Annotated in this window: 16 protein-coding genes; 2 read left to right on the top strand and 14 right to left on the bottom strand. The window is 53.3% G+C overall.

The window, feature by feature from the left end:
• Positions 1-51: 51 nt before the first annotated feature.
• Positions 52-552, bottom strand: coding sequence for a YqeG family HAD IIIA-type phosphatase (locus RBH76_13130; protein ID WMJ83659.1), 501 nt, complete (start codon positions 550-552; stop codon positions 52-54).
• Positions 553-759: 207 nt separating this feature from the next.
• On the opposite strand from RBH76_13130, the gene RBH76_13125 reads away from it, so the two are divergent.
• Complete coding sequence (locus RBH76_13125; GenBank protein WMJ83658.1) at positions 760-2,007, top strand: 5-bromo-4-chloroindolyl phosphate hydrolysis family protein; 1,248 nt, start codon at positions 760-762, stop codon at positions 2,005-2,007.
• Positions 2,008-2,096: 89 nt separating this feature from the next.
• On the opposite strand, the gene RBH76_13120 is transcribed toward RBH76_13125, so the two are convergent.
• Positions 2,097-2,579, bottom strand: a complete 483-nt coding sequence (locus RBH76_13120) for a hypothetical protein (protein ID WMJ83657.1) — start codon at positions 2,577-2,579, stop codon at positions 2,097-2,099.
• Between the two features lie 291 nt (positions 2,580-2,870).
• Here RBH76_13120 and RBH76_13115 point away from each other — a divergent pair, with 291 nt between their 5' ends.
• Positions 2,871-3,095, top strand: a complete 225-nt coding sequence (locus RBH76_13115) for a helix-turn-helix transcriptional regulator (GenBank protein ID WMJ83656.1) — start codon at positions 2,871-2,873, stop codon at positions 3,093-3,095.
• A gap of 116 nt (positions 3,096-3,211) precedes the next feature.
• Here the strand turns inward: RBH76_13115 and rpsU are convergent, their stop codons facing one another.
• The 12 genes from rpsU to plsX all read right to left on the bottom strand — a co-directional run bounded on the left by rpsU (position 3,212) and on the right by plsX (position 16,996).
• Positions 3,212-3,388, bottom strand: a complete 177-nt coding sequence (gene rpsU / locus RBH76_13110; protein ID WMJ83655.1) for a 30S ribosomal protein S21 — start codon at positions 3,386-3,388, stop codon at positions 3,212-3,214.
• A gap of 104 nt (positions 3,389-3,492) precedes the next feature.
• Positions 3,493-5,898, bottom strand: coding sequence for a leucine--tRNA ligase (leuS, locus tag RBH76_13105; protein ID WMJ83654.1), 2,406 nt, complete (start codon positions 5,896-5,898; stop codon positions 3,493-3,495).
• A gap of 179 nt (positions 5,899-6,077) precedes the next feature.
• Positions 6,078-6,422 carry a ribosome silencing factor gene (rsfS, locus tag RBH76_13100; protein WMJ83653.1) on the bottom strand — a complete coding sequence of 115 codons (345 nt, stop codon included), beginning with the start codon at positions 6,420-6,422 and terminating at the stop codon, positions 6,078-6,080.
• Between the two features lie 12 nt (positions 6,423-6,434).
• Complete coding sequence (locus tag RBH76_13095) at positions 6,435-7,562, bottom strand: LCP family protein (GenBank protein WMJ83652.1); 1,128 nt, start codon at positions 7,560-7,562, stop codon at positions 6,435-6,437.
• Positions 7,563-7,585: 23 nt separating this feature from the next.
• A complete protein-coding gene (nadD, locus tag RBH76_13090) occupies positions 7,586-8,761 on the bottom strand; it encodes a nicotinate-nucleotide adenylyltransferase (protein WMJ83651.1) in 1,176 nt (391 codons plus the stop codon).
• 36 nt (positions 8,762-8,797) lie between these two features.
• Positions 8,798-9,091, bottom strand: coding sequence for a YhbY family RNA-binding protein (locus RBH76_13085; GenBank protein ID WMJ83650.1), 294 nt, complete (start codon positions 9,089-9,091; stop codon positions 8,798-8,800).
• Positions 9,092-9,205: 114 nt separating this feature from the next.
• Positions 9,206-9,793 carry an RdgB/HAM1 family non-canonical purine NTP pyrophosphatase gene (rdgB, locus tag RBH76_13080; protein ID WMJ83649.1) on the bottom strand — a complete coding sequence of 196 codons (588 nt, stop codon included), beginning with the start codon at positions 9,791-9,793 and terminating at the stop codon, positions 9,206-9,208.
• The gene (gene ftsY, locus RBH76_13075; protein ID WMJ83648.1) at positions 9,786-10,667 is read right to left on the bottom strand and encodes a signal recognition particle-docking protein FtsY; all 882 of its coding nucleotides are present in this window, start codon (positions 10,665-10,667) and stop codon (positions 9,786-9,788) included. The genes rdgB and ftsY overlap by 8 nt, the downstream gene beginning before the upstream one ends.
• A gap of 17 nt (positions 10,668-10,684) precedes the next feature.
• Positions 10,685-14,257, bottom strand: coding sequence for a chromosome segregation protein SMC (gene smc / locus RBH76_13070; protein WMJ83647.1), 3,573 nt, complete (start codon positions 14,255-14,257; stop codon positions 10,685-10,687).
• A 52-nt stretch (positions 14,258-14,309) separates the two neighbouring features.
• On the bottom strand, positions 14,310-15,305 hold the full coding sequence (locus tag RBH76_13065; protein WMJ83646.1) for a radical SAM protein: 996 nt from the start codon (positions 15,303-15,305) through the stop codon (positions 14,310-14,312).
• On the bottom strand, positions 15,302-15,979 hold the full coding sequence (gene rnc, locus RBH76_13060; GenBank protein ID WMJ83645.1) for a ribonuclease III: 678 nt from the start codon (positions 15,977-15,979) through the stop codon (positions 15,302-15,304). Before rnc ends, RBH76_13065 begins: the two co-directional genes overlap by 4 nt.
• 3 nt (positions 15,980-15,982) lie before the next feature.
• A complete protein-coding gene (plsX, locus tag RBH76_13055) occupies positions 15,983-16,996 on the bottom strand; it encodes a phosphate acyltransferase PlsX (protein ID WMJ83644.1) in 1,014 nt (337 codons plus the stop codon).
• Positions 16,997-17,004 lie beyond the last annotated feature (8 nt).

Genomic DNA, 17,004 nt, shown 5'->3' with positions numbered 1-17,004 from the left:
GCAAAACTGTCGGCGCTACCCGCAGGGCCAAAGCGCGCCGTTGATATGTTATTAATGTCGCCTTCTCCTTTCAAAGCCCGAAAGAATCGGGCGTTCAAGCCAACGCTTGAATCTGAAAAATCGGGTGTGCTCGGGTTCTATCGGGTTGACGAAGATGCAGTAAATTCCCGCTAGACGTGCGCCGAGTACGTCGGTGAAAATCTGGTCGCCTATGGCGACTGCTTCTCTGGGTTCGAGCCCCAGCCGAGAGAGCGCCCGGCGATAACCGGTGGGCAACGGTTTTCTGCCGTTCGATTCAAATTCAAGCCCAAGCAGGTCTGCAAACAGACTGACCCGCGTCGGCGAGTTGTTTGAGAGGATGATAAGCTTTAATCCCGCAGCCCGCGCCTCTTCCAGCCACGCTAAAACGCCGTCGGACGGGACGGGATTGTCGTGCGTGGTCAGCGTATTGTCAACATCGAGAATCACACCGCGATAACCGGCTAAAGCCAGTGTCTTGGGTGAAACGTCCAGAATAGTAGGATACCGCTCATGCGGGTAAAAAATGCTCATGTCATGCCTCCTTGCAGATAGCAACATTATAAAGCATTTTTGTCGTAAATACAAATATTGCGGTTTGTTTATTTTTGCAAACATGCTATACTAGTACCTGATCAAGATGATGAATTTAAACAGGCATTTTGATTCTTAAACTGATTGTATATTAGTATGTGACGATATACGATATAATTAGAACCAACATTAAAGTGTGGTGCATTTATGAGCTATTATTCTCCTATTGAACCAAATCCAAAAAAGCCCGATGACCTGCCTGTCGGGCGGATTATCGCCATCGTGGTGCTGTTTTCGATCGGGCTGTGGCCGGTTGCCGTCTATTTGATTTGGAAAACTGTTTCGGAATCGAAACGTCCGCAAAAACGGATTCCGCCCAAACGTGTAAAGAGGCCGGACGGAAAAATTTACGGTGAATATGTTCCTTATGAGCCTAAAACACCGCCCGCTGGCGTGCCAAACACATCGCAGCGTCAGAAAGCTGCGCCGCCCCCTGCCCCACAGCAGCCTGTGCCCCAGCACACCGCCGAGGATAGGCCCGCTACGCAGTCAGCCGCCAATATCAGCGGTGTTAAAAAACCGTGGTGGTATACAGCATTGGGCGCGTTGGGAATTGGTATGATCGCCGTTGGAAGCCTATCTTCGTTTTTGGGACTTGCCAGTATATTCGGCGGAGGTTCCGTTCCAGACACTGTGGCGGCGTTCATCATTTCGGGGCTAGCGGTTGTCTCCGGCGGCTGTTTTCTGATGGTGCCCCGCAGCATGGCCTTGCAGGAGGCCAAAAAAATTCGCTTTTGCAATGTAGTCGGCACACGCAAGGTTATGAAGCTAGCCGATATGGCTGCAACGCTGGGCGTAACTTATCCACAGCTGGTCAAGGAGCTGCAGCGCCATCTCGATAAAGGGCTGTTTCCTGGTGGTTATATCGACCACGCCCGCAAGTTGCTCGTCGTTTCTGCTCAGGGCGTGGATCTGACTGCGCTTGAGGACAAGCCTATTTCCGACAAGTCTGATAACGATGGTGCACAACCAGATTCGCGCCGGGATATGCTCGCGAAAATCCGTATGGTAAACAAGCGCATCGCCGACGAATCAGTCTCGAAAAAGGTGCGGCGAATTGAGGAAATTACCGCGCTTATTCTGGAAGCTGTCGAGCGTGACCCAGCAAAGGAACGCAAAATCGGCGTTTTTATGAGCTATTATCTGCCAACCACCCTCAAGATTATAACCGCCTACGAGCAGTTTGAAGAGCAGGGCGTACGCGGAGAAAATTTGCAGGCCGCCATGCGCGACATTGAAAGCATTCTTGACCATCTTGTTTTAGGCTTCGAGCGGCAGCTTGACCTGCTGTTTGAAAAAGATGTGCTGGATATCTCGTCTGACATCAGTGTGTTGGAAAGTATGCTGGCCAAGGACGGTTTAACCGATAATGACTTGACCATGCCTAAGGGCTGACATATTATAATTGCGCGGGGAAGGGTGTTACCCTTCCCCGCTTTTATATGCCTGAGTGCAAACCCTTAGAACGGTTCTTAACCAAGGCGCTAATAGGCCGGCGCATCAGCATAATATAATCGAATAATGCCATCTCGCTTTTCGATGTCAAAATCTGCGTGATCGTTAAACTCGACTTTGGAATAATACCCTTCGCCCGGCTCAAACTGGATATAATATCCCAAAACATCTGCATAGCTGCAAACGCTGCCGACCACGGAACGCCCTTTGACAAAGACCAGCTGAACCATGCCACTATTTACCATTTCTTGCAGATTAGCGCTTTTAAAACCGATAATTTTTTCCATTTCTCCTTTTGAAAGATAGGCATCAAAGGTGTAGACCACATCCCATCTAAACGGAACAACCTCATTTAAAGTCACCGTCTGTGCATCAAGGGAGGTTAACGCTCGTTTAAGTCGGTGATTGTTATACAACACCACCGGATTACCGACGGCTGTCAGTAAAAATAAAATGCCGGTAATTATAATTAAAAACGAAGTAAAGCGTTTCTTTTTTCTTTTACGCGTCATCTTGTTCCTCCTGTCTCTGATGGTTTTTAGTTTGTTCAATAGACTAAGTTTCCATTATTCTGCAAAATGCTGCAATCTGTTAATAAAACCCCATATGTATCGGCGGGTAGAGTTGTTGAATTATATCCTTTTATATTAAATATTTATCGTTTATAATTGTTTTTTTATTGGGATATGGTATTGCTTTTGCTATAATCAAAGCACAAAACAGTAGCATTTTATATGTCGTTTCTTTGATTATGGCAGTATGCTGCAAAAACAATCGGATGAAACGCTTTAAGGGGGAGAGATATGCCTATTATTTTAAGACTGGACCGCGTGATGGCTGACCGAAAGATGTCGTTAAACGAGTTGGCTCAGGCAGTGGGTATCTCTAATGTTAATCTTTCAAACATCAAGACCGGAAAAATTTCAGCTATACGATTTTCTACGCTGGAAGCCATCTGCCGTGTTCTAGACTGTCAGCCCGGCGATATTCTCGAGTATAGTCCAGATGTCTCTAACCAAGTGCTTTAATACACGCCTATTTAGTTCTGGCGATAAATAAAAATCCCCGCCGTTTTATACAAACGGCGGGGATTTTTACTTGCGGAGCAGGAAGAAGCCCTCCTACCCTGCAGAATTTCAAATTATTATTTGAATTTTCTCTTTCTTGCAGCCTCGGACTTTTTCTTGCGTTTTACAGAGGGCTTCTCGTAGTGCTCTCTTTTGCGCACTTCCTGAAGAACTCCGGATTTTGCGCACTGTCTCTTAAATCTTCTCAGAGCACTATCCAACGACTCGTTGTCCTTAACACGAATTTCTGACATTTACTATTCCCTCCCAACGCCCTAGGCAGGAGTATTTATCCTGTTAAAGGATAACACGAATATTATACAATAGTCTACACAATAGTGTCAAGTACCCATGCAGTCTATTTTGCGACAATATTCACGAGCTTGTTTGGCACAACAATTTCTTTGACAATAGTTTTGCCTGCGATAGCGGCGGCAACCTCGGGTACAGCTTTGGCAGCCGCAAGCGCTTCAGCGTTGTCACAATTCATTGGAATTTCGACACGTCCGCGCAGCTTGCCGGAAATCTGAATTGCAATTTCGACGGTCTCGTCGATGCATTTTGCTTCGTCATAGGTCGGCCAGCTCTGTTGGTAGAGCATACCGCCGAAGTTGCAGATTTCCCACAGTTCCTCGGTCATATGCGGTGCAAAGGGGTTCAAAAGCAGCAGCAGCGTTTTGTACTCGCCACGGGTAATCTGCTTTTTATCCGAAATTTCATTTAAAAGCGTCATCATTGCGGCGATGGCGGTGTTGAACGCCAGCGACTCAATATCTTCGGTCACCTTGCGGATGGTCTTGTGCATCGCGCCTTCAAAGTTTTTCGAGTAGCCTTCGCCGTCAACCAGCACATCCTGAAGCGCCCACACGCGCTCTAAGAAGCGGGTGCAGCCCTTGATGGAAGAAGATTTCCACGGCGCGGCTTTTTCAAAGTCACCCATGAACATCTCATACATACGCATGGTGTCGGCACCGCAGGCATTGACAATGTCGTCAGGGTTGACGACATTACCGCGCGATTTGCTCATCTTGACGCCATCCTCGCCTAAGATCATGCCGTGGCTGGTGCGCTTGGCGTAAGGCTCAGGCGTGGAAACAACCCCGATATCATACAAAAACTTGTGCCAGAAGCGGGAGTAGAGCAGATGTAGCGTCGTGTGCTCCATACCGCCGTTGTACCAGTCGACCGGCATCCAATAATCCAGCGCCTCCTTAGGGGCGATGGCGGTATCGCAACGGGGCGCGATATAGCGCAGGAAATACCACGACGAACCTGCCCACTGGGGCATGGTGTCGGTTTCGCGGCGTGCAGGTGCACCGCACTTGGGGCACTTGACGTTGATCCAGTTCTCAAGGTGTGCCAACGGCGATTCGCCGTCCTCGGTCGGCTCGTAGGACTGAACCTCCGGCAGACGCAACGGCAGTTCGCTCTCGTCGAGCGGCACATAACCACAGTGGGGGCAGCAGACAATCGGAATTGGCTCACCCCAGTAGCGCTGGCGGGCAAAAACCCAGTCACGCAGCTTATAATTCACCTTCTCGTGTGCTAGTCCACCCTCAGAAAGATGTTCAACAATCTTATTCTTGGCCTCGTCGACGGTCAGGCCGTCGAGCATGCCGGAATTGACCATAATGCCAGTGGCGCAGTCGACAAAGGCTTCTTTTTCAACGTCGCCACCCTTGACGACCTCGATGATGGGAAGGTCAAACTTCTTGGCAAACTCCCAGTCGCGGGTGTCGTGCCCCGGAACCGCCATGATCGCGCCGGTACCGTAGCTCATGAGGACGTAATCCGAGACAAAAATCGGAATTTCGGCGTTGTTCACCGGGTTGATTGCCGCAACGCCCTCTAAGCGTACGCCAGTCTTGTCTTTGGCCAGTTCGCTGCGCTCAAAATCGGATTTATGCGCCGCTTCTTCTTGGTAGGTGTGAACGGCGTCGAGATTTTTGATGTTGCCCTCCCACTTTTTGAGAAAGGGATGCTCGGGGCTCATGACCATGTAGGTCACACCGAAGAGTGTGTCGGGTCGGGTGGTGAAAACGGTCATCACATCGCCGGCGGTTGTTTTAAAGTCGACCTCGGCACCGGTGGAACGACCGATCCAGTTTTTCTGCGAAACCTTGACTCTGTCTATGTAGTCGACAAGGTCAAGATCGTCGATCAGTCGCTGCGCATATTCGGTGATCTTAAGCATCCACTGGCTTTTAACCTTGTGGATGACCTCGCCGTGGCAACGCTCACAACTGCCGTTGACGACCTCTTCGTTAGCCAGAACCACCTTGCAGGAGGTGCACCAGTTGACGGCCATCTCCTTTTTATAGGCGAGACCCTTTTTGAAGAGCTGAAGGAATATCCATTGCGTCCACTTGTAGTATTCGGGGTCGGTGGTGTTAACCTCGCGGTCCCAGTCAAACGAAAGCCCCAAAGCCTTTAACTGCGCCTTAAAATTTGCCACGTTGCGCTTGGTTACAATCTCGGGGTGGATGTGGTTTTTTATCGCAAAGTTTTCGGTCGGAAGGCCGAATGCGTCCCAGCCCATCGGGTAGAGCACGTTGTAGCCCTGCATTCTGCGCTTTCTCGAGATGATGTCAAGCGCGGTGTACGAGCGCGGATGCCCGACATGCAACCCTTGTGCGGAAGGGTACGGAAACTCCACCAACGCGTAAAATTTGGGCTTAGAATAATCTTCAAGAGCTGCAAACGCTTTTTTCTCATCCCAGATGCGCTGCCACTTACTTTCGATCGACTTAAAATCGTACTTCAAGGTGACTCACTCTCCAATCAACATCTCTGCCGTTTTATTTAAACTTCCTTCGCTTTGCTCGGCTTATGTGCCGAATGTTGCATTTAGCCGCTGATCACTGCGGGCGGTATGAATGCCCGTTGCGGCTTCCACCTCCGTTACCAAGGCGCAGCGAAGGTTTCTTGAGTTTCAGGTTCTAATTATTCATTCCATTCAACCTCGGGTGCATCCCCCCAAAGCCGTTCCAACGAGTAAAATTCTCTTGCCTCTTTCAAAAAAATGTGAATGATCACATCGTTGTAGTCCATTAAAATCCACGACGCAGAGTTATAACCCTCAATGCGTCTGGGCTCAAGGCCCTGCGCCGAAAGCTTTTCGTCCACCGCATCCGCCAGCGCCTTGACCTGTGTGACCGAATTGCCGGTGGCAACGACAAAATAATCACCGATGCTGGTTAGTGTGCCAATGTGCAGTACCCGCACATCGTCCCCTTTTTTGGTGTCAATCAGCTGCGCAACCTCTTTAGCCCTGTCCAATGCTGTCATTAACAAACCTCCTCAATTATTATTGCGTATTACAACGCCTTCGGCGTCATTATCATTATATTCGCTGTATGGGTCTTCATAATCCCAGCTAAAATCGAACAGCGGGTCGATTTCTTCCTGCGGGGGCGCGTCAGACGGCGGCTGCTCGCTTCCTTCGGGCGGATAAGCCAGTTGCAGCGCCCACGGGTCGACCGGATTTGCTGCACGCACGCTCGCATTGAGCATTTCAGCAAGCTTAAACCGGTTGATGCAAAGCACGGAATAGCCGTGATAGGTCACGCCGTAAACCGGCAACGTCTGTATGGTGATGCTGTCGGTTGACAGCCCCATACTGACATCGATGAGCGAACGTATCTCAGAAAACGGTATCGTCGTCTTAACGTGGCCAAAATTCTTGGCCGCAATTTTAAGCGCCTGAAATTTGCCAAGATTTTTGACCGACTGCATGGCGGCCAGCATGAACTGCTTTTGCACCTTGAGCCGGTCCAAGTCCCCCATTTCGTAGCCCTTGCGATAACGCAGCAGCCATTCGGCCTGTTCGCCCGAGAGCGTCTGAGAGCCGGAGGGAATCGTTTTCCCGGGCAAAAACTCGATGGCGCGTTCTAAATTGACAGTAACGCCGCCCACCGAATCGACCAGTGCCCGCACCCCTGCCAGCGTGATGACGGCCGTGCCGTCAACCTTTAACCCAAGCTGGGAAGATACGATGCTCCGGATATTTTTAGCCGGGTCGTCGGTATTAAAGTTCAGGCAGACCGAATTGATCTTGCCTGTGGTATATTGCGTGCCGACAAACAGGTCACGCGGAATTTGCAGCACCTGAACACGTCGGTTGGTCAGGTCAAGCTGCGCATAAATAATCACATCCGCCAGAGATCGGGTGTGGTCTATGCCACAAAGCAACAGACCATAACGCTCGTCGTTTTTCAGCTGCACAGGCAACTCTGCGGAATAATCCACGTCCTGTTCCGGCTCCACCACCAGCTGCGGCTGGCGGGAGACCGTCGTATTCTGCCGCAGATCAAGCGGCGAAACCTGTCGCCTTCTCTGTGCAATAAGTGCCGAGGTGACCAGCGCCGAAGCGGCAAAAAGCCCCACACAAGTTAAAACCGAAAGCAACACCCTGGATTTTTGCGACAACCGACACAGCTCCCTTTCGAGCCTTAACCCTCCTGCCCCAATTGCAGCAGATAACGGTTATAGGCGTTTAGGGTATCAGTCAGCACGGGCGCCCCATTTTCGAGCTGTTTTTTAATCGAAAATTGCAACGACTCCAGCATCGCGGCTTCGATGGAGCGGTGAGCCTTGGCTCTGAGCGCCTCAACACCCGGATACTCTCTGTCGGCAGAAATCAGATCCGCCAGATAGATAATCTCCTCGATGCGTGTCATCTCCCCACGTCCCGTGGTGTGATACCTTACCGCATCTATTATTTGGGCGTTTAGCACCGATAATTCACGCTGAATGTAAATTGCTGCCGCAAAACCATGCCAAATAGGCAAACTTTGCAGAAATATCGGGTCTTTAATTATATCAGAACCTGCCAGAAGATTCAACATTTCCTCCCTCGTCCGCTCTTTGCAACAATCGTGGAGAAGGCCGGCCAAATAGGCCATATCACCGTTTTCGTCCCAGGTCTGGGCGAGACGTAGCGCCTCGCTAGCCACATTGAGCGAATGGATGAACCGCTCACGCGAAAGCATGCCCCGCAACCATACGGTGAGCTGGTCGAGATCGACCAGCAGCTTTTGCGTTCGGCCATAGAGACCATTTTGAACGATGTAGCGTTCGACAAGCGGCGGGAGATTTTCAGAAGCGCACATCTGCGCGCGTAAATCACTGGAACTGACGATGAGCGGATCAACCTCCACCACCTCAGCTTGCGCGCCCGCCGCACTGAGCCGGTCGCGCTGGGCCAGCAGCTTTTCATGCTCACCCATTTCACGCGGGATTGCGGCAATTTTGGCCAGCCGCATAATTTCGTTGGCACAGCGCCACTCACCGACCGTATAAAACATATCGCTACCCACCAGCAGAATCAGCTCATCCTGGGGGCGCTCAACGCTTAGCAAGCGCAGTGTATCAACGGTGTAGCTTTTGCCGCCGCGCATAATTTCGATGTCGCTCACCTGAACCTTGGGATTATCCTGCACCGCAAGGCGGCACATCGCTAGACGATGCTCGGCGTCGACGACGCAGTCGCTTTCCTTATGCGGTGGTACCGCCGTTGGAATAAGCAACAGCTCGTCGAGCGCAAGCGCTTCGATAAGATGCGCGATAAGCGAGAGATGCCCATTGTGAATGGGGTTAAAAGTTCCACCAAAAATGCCTACCCTCATGCTGATCTACCTCTTTGCCGTGTGTGATGGATACGCTTAGTCTAGCGTAATGACCGGGTCCTTTGGGTTGCGGCGATACAGAACAAAACGTCGCCCAATCGCCTGAACTGACACGGCGTTTGTCTCCTGCGCCAGCAGCTCGGCTAATTCACGCGCCGTGTAGGGCGACGATTCAAGTACCGCGCATTTAATCAGCTCGCGCTTGGTGAGCATCTGGTCAACCATCGTGATTTGTTCAGGTGACAGCTCGTTTTTACCGAACTGTGCAATCGTTTCTAAATTCTGCGCCAGCCCTTTGAGCTTGGCGCGCTGTTTGGATGTTATCTCCATGTTTTCTCCTTAGAAGTAGGCAGTGCCCGATTTGTTTATATGATCTGTTAAATGAATAAGACTTTTTAGCCTGTGTAGTCGATATTGATCAGAACTTTAATATAGCGGCGATTCTTACAACAATTTATCTATTTCTGCCAGCATAGCGCGCAGCGCTTTGCCTCGGTGGCTGACCGCGTCCTTTTCGGCGTTGGACATGTCTGCACTGCTCTCGTCCCCGACGTAAAAAATGGGGTCGTAGCCAAAACCATTCTCACCGCTGGGCTTATAGCCTATTTTGCCCTCAAAAGTGCCTTTGAACACATGCTCGCCCTGCGCTGTGACCAGCGCGATAGCGCATTCAAAGCGGGCAGTGCGATTGGAATCCGGCACACCGTCAAGTTCTTTGATAATAGTGGCATTTTTGATCGCGTAGGGCGTGTCCTCACCCAAATACCGCGCCGAATAGACGCCGGGGCGGCCATCGAGTGCATCAATGCAAAGCCCAGAATCGTCCGCCATGGTGGGCAGACCGGTGGCAGCGAACACCGCACGTGCTTTTATCAGCGCGTTGTCGGCGAAGGTTTCGCCATCTTCGACAATGCTTTTGACCAGCTCGGGGTTCTCGGGCGAAATGACGTCGACACCCTTTGGTTTTAGCATGCGGGCAAACTCGGCCAACTTGCCTATATTGTGGGTGGCGGCAACAAGTGTTTTACTCATCGGCGTCACCGAAAATCGCTTCGGCAAACTCGGTGGCGTCAAAGGGATAGAGGTCGTTAACCCCCTCACCCACGCCGACAAACCGCACCGGCACGGATACCTCGTTGGCAATGGCGATAACCACACCACCCTTGGCGGTGCCGTCAAGCTTGGTCAGAATAATGCCGTTGACGCCGGCGGCCTCTTTAAAGCGCCGCGCCTGAGAAAGCGCATTCTGCCCCGTCGTGGCGTCCACCACCAACAGCACCTCCGGCACGCAATCAGGCAGCTCCTTGGCGACAACACGGCGAATCTTAGAAAGCTCATCCATCAGGTTTTGCTTGTTGTGCAGCCGCCCGGCGGTATCACAGATGATCACGTCGGCACCGCGCGCACTGCCTGCCTGCAGCGCGTCGTGCACAACGGCGGCGGGGTCGGAGCCCTGCGTATGGGCGACAACCGGCGTCCCGGTGCGCTCACCCCAGATAGTCAACTGCTCGATTGCCGCCGCTCTGAAGGTATCGGCCGCGGCTAACAGCACTTTTTTGCCTTCGGCAGTATAGCGTGCAGCTAATTTTCCGATGCTTGTGGTCTTGCCCACGCCGTTGACGCCGATCATCAGTAACACGCGCGGCGACTCGGTAATGTTGTCCGGGCAATTGACGTCCAAAATTCCGCGGACAACCTCTTTAATGACCGGACGCAGTGCGGAAGCTTCGGTCAGACGTTCTTTCTTTGCGCGTTCACGCAATTTTGAGACGATTAGTTCAGAGGTCTGCACCCCGACATCCGCCATGATGAGCTGTTCTTCAAGCTCCTCGAAATATTCGTCATCGATGCGCGCGGTAAAAGAAATTTTTCGTAACCCTGCGCTGATATTTGAAAAAAGGCCCATTTTAACCCCTCCTTTAATTATTTGATATTAAAGCTCTTTTCAATTTCTGAAACATTGAGCATCAAAAGCTTTGAAACGCCCTCCTCCTGCATTGTGACGCCATAAAGCACATCAGCTTCCTCCATCGTGCCACGGCGGTGGGTGATGGTGATAAACTGCGTCTTTTCGGTGAGGGTGCGTAAGTACGCGGCAAAACGCGAGACATTAACGTCGTCGAGTGCCGCCTCAATCTCGTCCATCAGACAAAACGGCGAGGGGTTGACCTTTAAGATAGCGAAGAAAATAGCGATTGCCACGAACGCCTGCTCACCGCCCGAGAGCGCAGCCAGGTTCTTAATCAGCTTGCCCGGCGGATGCACCGTTATCTCAATGCCGCTTTCCAACACATCGTTAGGATCGGTGAGAGACAGCGACGCGCTGCCGCCCTCGAACAATTCTCTAAACGTCTTGCCAAAATTGCGGTTGATCGCCTCGAACTTTTCGGTGAAAATCTCGCACATCTGACTGGTGAGCTCGGTGATTAGCTTGCCCAACTCGGTCTTTGACCGCTCGACGTCGGAAAGCTGTCGGGACAGTTCGCCATGGCGGGCGGACACTTCTTTATATTCCTCGATGGCGTCGACGTTCACCGAGCCCAGCGCCTTGATTTTACTACGCAGTTCGGAGAGTCGGCGGTTCGCGGCGGCGATGTCCTCAATCCGTTCGGCAATGTCCTCAGCGGCGGACTGGGTCAGCTCGTATTCGTCATACAGCTTTGCCACAAGGGTATCGCGCTCGCCCCGAACGGCATTTTGTTGTTCGCCCAGACGGACAACCTCGCGGTAAAGCCCGTCGCGTCTGGCGCTTTCTTCGCGCTCTTTAGCCCGCAGTTCGGCGCAGCGGCGTTCGCTTTCTTCCCGCTCTCGCATGGTCTGTGCCACCAATGCCTGCGCCTGCTGCGCGTGTGTACGGCCAGCTTCCAGCTTTTGTGAAAGCGCTTCGATCTGCGCGTGGGCTTCTTCAATCTGTGTGCGCAACTGCGTAATTTTTTGTGTATTCTCGCCGCTTAATGCGCGGGTTGCACCGACCTGCTCGGTCAAGCGGTTGATTTCTTCATTTGATGCGGCGATGTCGCGCTCACACAGCGCCGTTTGGGTGGCGTTTTCATTTTGTGCGCCCAGCAGTGCGTCGCGTTGCGTGTTGAGTTCTGCGCTGCGCGCACTCACTTTGGCAATATCGCTTTGAAGCTGCTCCAACTCGGTAGAAAGCGTTTCGGTCAGCGTCTTGGCGCTGCCGCTTTTCTGCTTCATCTCTTCGATACGTAAAGTTAACGCCTCGCGCTCGGCGGCGGTTTCGCGCACCTGACGTTCAGCCTCTTTTAAGCGGATTACAGCGGCAGAAAGCTCGGCTGTGCCGCGGACTTTATCCTCCTCGCAGGTTCTGCGCCGGGCGGCAATGGCGGCCAGTTCGGCTTCGACAGCAGCCAGTTCAACTGCTGCGGCCTCGCGCCGCTCCGCGAGAGCCTTGCCCTGCGCTTCCAGCGTTTCACACTGCTGATTTAGTCGGTCAATTTCGCCCTGACGTCCCAGAATGCCCGCCGATTTGACAGTGTAGCCACCGGTCATGGCACCGCCCGCGTTGACAACCTGTCCATCGAGCGTGACAATGCGGAAACGGTAGCCGTGTTTTTTGGCGATGGTGACGGCGGCGTCCAAATCCTCTGCCACCACAACGCGCCCAAGCAGCGAGGTCATCACACCATCATATCGTTTGTCATACCGGATTAAATCACACGCCAGACCAACAAAGCCGTACATGGTGTCGACGCCGCGCAGATCGAGGCGGTTGCCCCGAACCGACGTCAGCGGCAAGAAGGTCGCACGACCCGACTTAGCGGATTTCAACAGCCCGATGGCTCGCTTACCAGTTTCCTCGCTGTCGGTGACAATGTTCTGCATCGCGCCGCCAAGCGCAGTTTCAATTGCGACGGTGTGTTCATCGGTGACGCCAATGAGAGACGATACCGGCCCATGCAGCCCCTTGACGGCCCCGGCACGCGCCTGATTCATGATGTATTTAATGGATTGGCCAAAGCCCTCCATATTCTTATCCATGTCGGAAAGCAAGCGCGCGCGTGAACGGCGTTCGCCTATTTTCTGCCTAAGATCATTGAGCTGCTTGTCCAGCTCCTCCACCTTCTGCCTGCGGTTGCCCTGCTTTAGCAGATAACCCTTCGCCTCATTATCCAGCGAGACGAGTGATTCTTCTATTGCCGTCAGCAGCTGTTCGCACTCATGCTTCTCATTTTGTGCGTCGACCACCGCCTGCTCCCGGGCAGCTTGCGCCTGAGATATAGCTGCGATGCGCTCTGCGCTTTCGCCTAAAAGCGTGGCGGCTGCGGCGGAATCGAGCCGGGCACTCTCAATCGCCTCAAACGCGCCCGCACGGCGGGTTCTCATCACATTCAGCTCGGTGGTGCAGTTTTGCTGCTCCACCGCCAATGCATTGAGCTGCTGTAGAAGTGCTTCTTTCTGCGCCACCAGCTCTTGCAACGCCTGCTGTCGCTGTGAAAGCGCCTGTCGCGCAGCCTCAAGTCCGGCCTCAATTTCACTCTGCGAGCGCCCAGCCTGTGCAATCTGCGCTTCTATTTCGGCAATCGACCGCTCGTGGTGGCTAATATCGTTTTGAAGCACCGCCGACTGCGATTCAAACGACGCGGCCAGTTCAGTATGGCGGTTGATTTCATTGCGCTGCGTCTCAATCGCAACCATCAGCGCACGGCCCCGCTCCATCTCTTCGGCAAATTCCTGCTCAAAGCCGGTGACGGCGCTGTCAGCCGCATCAAAATCAGCCTGTGCCAGCAGCAGCTTGTCTTCAAGTACAGCCGCCTTGGTGCTCAATTGAGCCAATGTGTGCATCCACACCGAAACTTCGAGCTGCTTTTTTTCACCGGCCAGTTCTAAAAACTTCTGCGCCTTTTCAGACTGTTGCTTTAAAGGCGCTAAACGCCCGTCCAGCTCGGCGAGAATGTCGCGCAGGCGCAACAAGTTCTCCTCGGCCAGTGCCAGGCGGCGTTCTGCCTCGGTTTTTCGGTAACGAAACTTCGAGATACCAGCGGCTTCCTCAAAAATCTCGCGGCGTTCTTTGGAACGTGCCGACACGATCTCAGCAACGCGGCCCTGTCCGATGATCGAATAGCCGTCGCGCCCCAAACCGGTATCCATAAACAGCTCGTTGATATCTTTTAAACGCACCTGCGCGCCGTTAATGCGATACTCGCTGTCGCCCGAGCGATAGAGCCTACGGGTGATGGCGACCTCATCGCAATCCATGCCCACCATGGCGCGGTCGGTATTGTCAATATTTAAGGTGACCGAAGCGACGCCCTGCGCCTTACGCGCCTGCGTGCCGCCAAAGATGACATCCTCCATCTTGCCGCCGCGCAGTGTACGGGTGGACTGCTCACCCAAAACCCAGCGCACCGCATCCGCAATATTGCTTTTGCCCGAGCCGTTGGGCCCGATAACGGCAGTGATGCCGTCATTAAAATCAAGCGTTGTGCGGTCGGCAAAGGACTTAAACCCCTGAATGTCGAGTGATTTCAGTCGCAAAGCAGCACCTTCCTTCCTGCAAGTTTGAAAACGTGGAATATCTTAATACCAGTCATAAAAGTTCCGGGCGCAGCCGGGTTACCGTTTCTTCCGGTATCACCCGCGCAATATAGCCGCGTTCGGCAAGCGCAATAAGGTTGCACCGGCGCTGCCCTGTCATACGTGAAATGTCCTGCGGATGTACACCAACGGTAATGTTGCCCGTGGGGACACCTTCTAGCGCCTTGAGTAGTCGACCGAGCATCAATCGGCTTTCGCACAGCTCTCGGAAAGCGGGATGATACGGCCCCGCCACCAGTTTTTGCTCCAGTTCTGTTGAGGGGTGCAGCCCTACGCGGATGATGCGGATGTCTGAGTTCTCTTTCTCAAACAGCTCCATCACGCGCGCGGTGCGCTGTATGCCCTCCTCAAGGGTCAGCGGACGGTATGCCCCCACCGCCAGCCGTTTGGCTAGTTCGGTACCTTTGAGTACCAATGCGGGGTAGATGCGCACCGTGTCGGGGTAACAAGCCATCAGTTTTTGGGCGGTGCCATAAGAATCCTGCTCAGTTTCACCGTCTAAGCCGATCATCATTTGCAATCCCAGTTCAAACCCAAAGCGACGGATGCGTGCCGACGCGTCGACGACATCCTGCGCCGTGTGCCCCCGCTCGTTCCTGAGCAGCACCGCGTCGTTCATCGACTGTGCGCCAAGCTCAATCGCGGTGACAGGGTAGGTTTTAAGCAGTGAAAGCACTTCTTCCCCCACCGCATCGGGACGGGTAGAAAGGCGGATGCCACAAATCCCCTTGCCGACAAACGCACCGGCCGCTTCCAGCAGCGCGCAGATATAATCGCGGTCAATTGCCGTAAAGCTGCCACCGAAAAACGCCAGCTCTAAATCTCTGCCGGTATTTCGCGCCAGCGCCGATTCGCAAAGCGCCGTCACGTCTTGCGGGGTGGGCGCATTTTGAGCGCCCGAAATGATGCGCTGGTCGCAGAAGCTGCACCGGTGCGGGCAACCGATATGCGGCACAAACACAGCGAGATTGCCGTGCTTATTACTCATAGTTTGATGCCCATGAGCAACAGCGCCTCTTTTGCCGCTTGTTGTTCGGCGATCTTTTTGCTTTTGCCCTCGCCCGAGCCGATGACGTTGGAGTTTAAGTGCACCTGCACCGAAAACCACTTGTCGTGATCGGGTCCGCGCTCATCGACCAAAATATAGGCCACGCGCTCTTCAGGGTTTTTTTGGATAATCTCCTGAAGCTGGGTCTTGTAATCGTGCAGATCGGTACCCGCCGCGTGCTCAACCGCATCGGAAATAAACGGCAAAACAAAATCGCGCGCAGCATTCATACCGCCGTCGAGATAGATTGCGGCAATCAGCGCCTCGAAGGCGTCCGCCAGAATAGAGGGACGTGTGCGCCCACCGTTGTGCTCTTCGCCACGCCCCAGCAACAGGTATTTGCCCAACTCAATCTGCTGGGCAAAACCGGCCAGCGCTGCCTCACACACCAGCGACGCACGGATTTTAGTCAACTCACCCTCCGGCACCTTGCGGTGGCGGAAGATATAGTCTGCGACAATCAGCGACAACACCGCATCGCCCAAAAACTCCTGCCGCTCGTTGTTTGCCGAAGCATGGCGGCTCTCGTTGGCGTAGGAAGAATGGGTGAGCGCTATTTTCAGAAAATTCAGTTCTTTAAAATGATAGCCAATAACCTTTTGGAGCTGCTCCATGGTTTATTCCTTCCCCTCGCCTTTTAAACGGGCAACGCCCTGCTCAATGCTCTGGCAAACGTCGCGCTCGACACAGAACTTCGCCTGACGTATGGCGTTTTTAAATGCCTTGGCGTCCGAGCTGCCATGCGCTTTGATCACCGGTTTGGCGGTGCCCAGAATCGGCGCGCCGCCATATTCTTTATAATCCATCGAGCGTTTGAATACGCGTATCTGTTTGGAAACAAGCAGCGCACCGAGCTTGGTGGCGACGTTCGCCATGAATATGCCTTTTAACACGCTGCCAAAAAAGGTTGCAAAACCCTCGGTTAGTTTTAAGATGACATTGCCGGTAAAACCGTCGCACACCGCAACTTCGCAGCCGTCATTGGGCAAATCGCGCGCCTCAACATTGCCAACAAAGTTAAGCGCATCTGCTGTTTTGAGCATCGCGTAGGTCTGCTGCTGCAGCTCGGTGCCCTTGTGTTCTTCGGTACCGATATTGATGAGCCCCACGCGAGGGGATGCAGCGCCCATGATCTTCTCGTAATAGGCTGTACCCATCACCGCAAACTGGCAAAGCATCTCGGGGCGGCAGTCGTGGTTAGCGCCTGCATCCACCAGCAAATAGAACTTGCCGCCAGCCGTTGGAACAAGCGTGCCGATAGCGGGGCGCTTGACGCCCTTGGCACGCTTGACGATGAAGGTGGCCCCCGCTAGCAGCGCACCGGTCGACCCCGCCGAAACAACCGCATCAGCCTTGCCCTGGGCGACAAGCCCCAGCGCGACAGCCAACGAGCAGTCGGCATAAGCTTTTAAAATCTTTGTCGGCTCCTCGTCCACCGGGATGACGGTGGGCGCATGGACAAAGGTGATATTATTTAAAGAAATATTGTTCGATTTGGCACATTCGTGCAGTTTGGCTTCATCGCCGGTCACCGTGACCGATACGCCCAGTTCGGCAACCGCGGCGGCCGCACCGCGCAGTGGCTCGAGCGGCGCGTGATCTCCGCCAAAGCCGTCGATAACAATGTTCATGCAAAGCC

The sequence above is a fragment of the Oscillospiraceae bacterium MB24-C1 genome (assembly GCA_030913685.1).
Taxonomy (GTDB): domain Bacteria; phylum Bacillota; class Clostridia; order Oscillospirales; family Ruminococcaceae; genus Yanshouia.
This window is presented reverse-complemented; position numbering and strand designations above follow the sequence as displayed.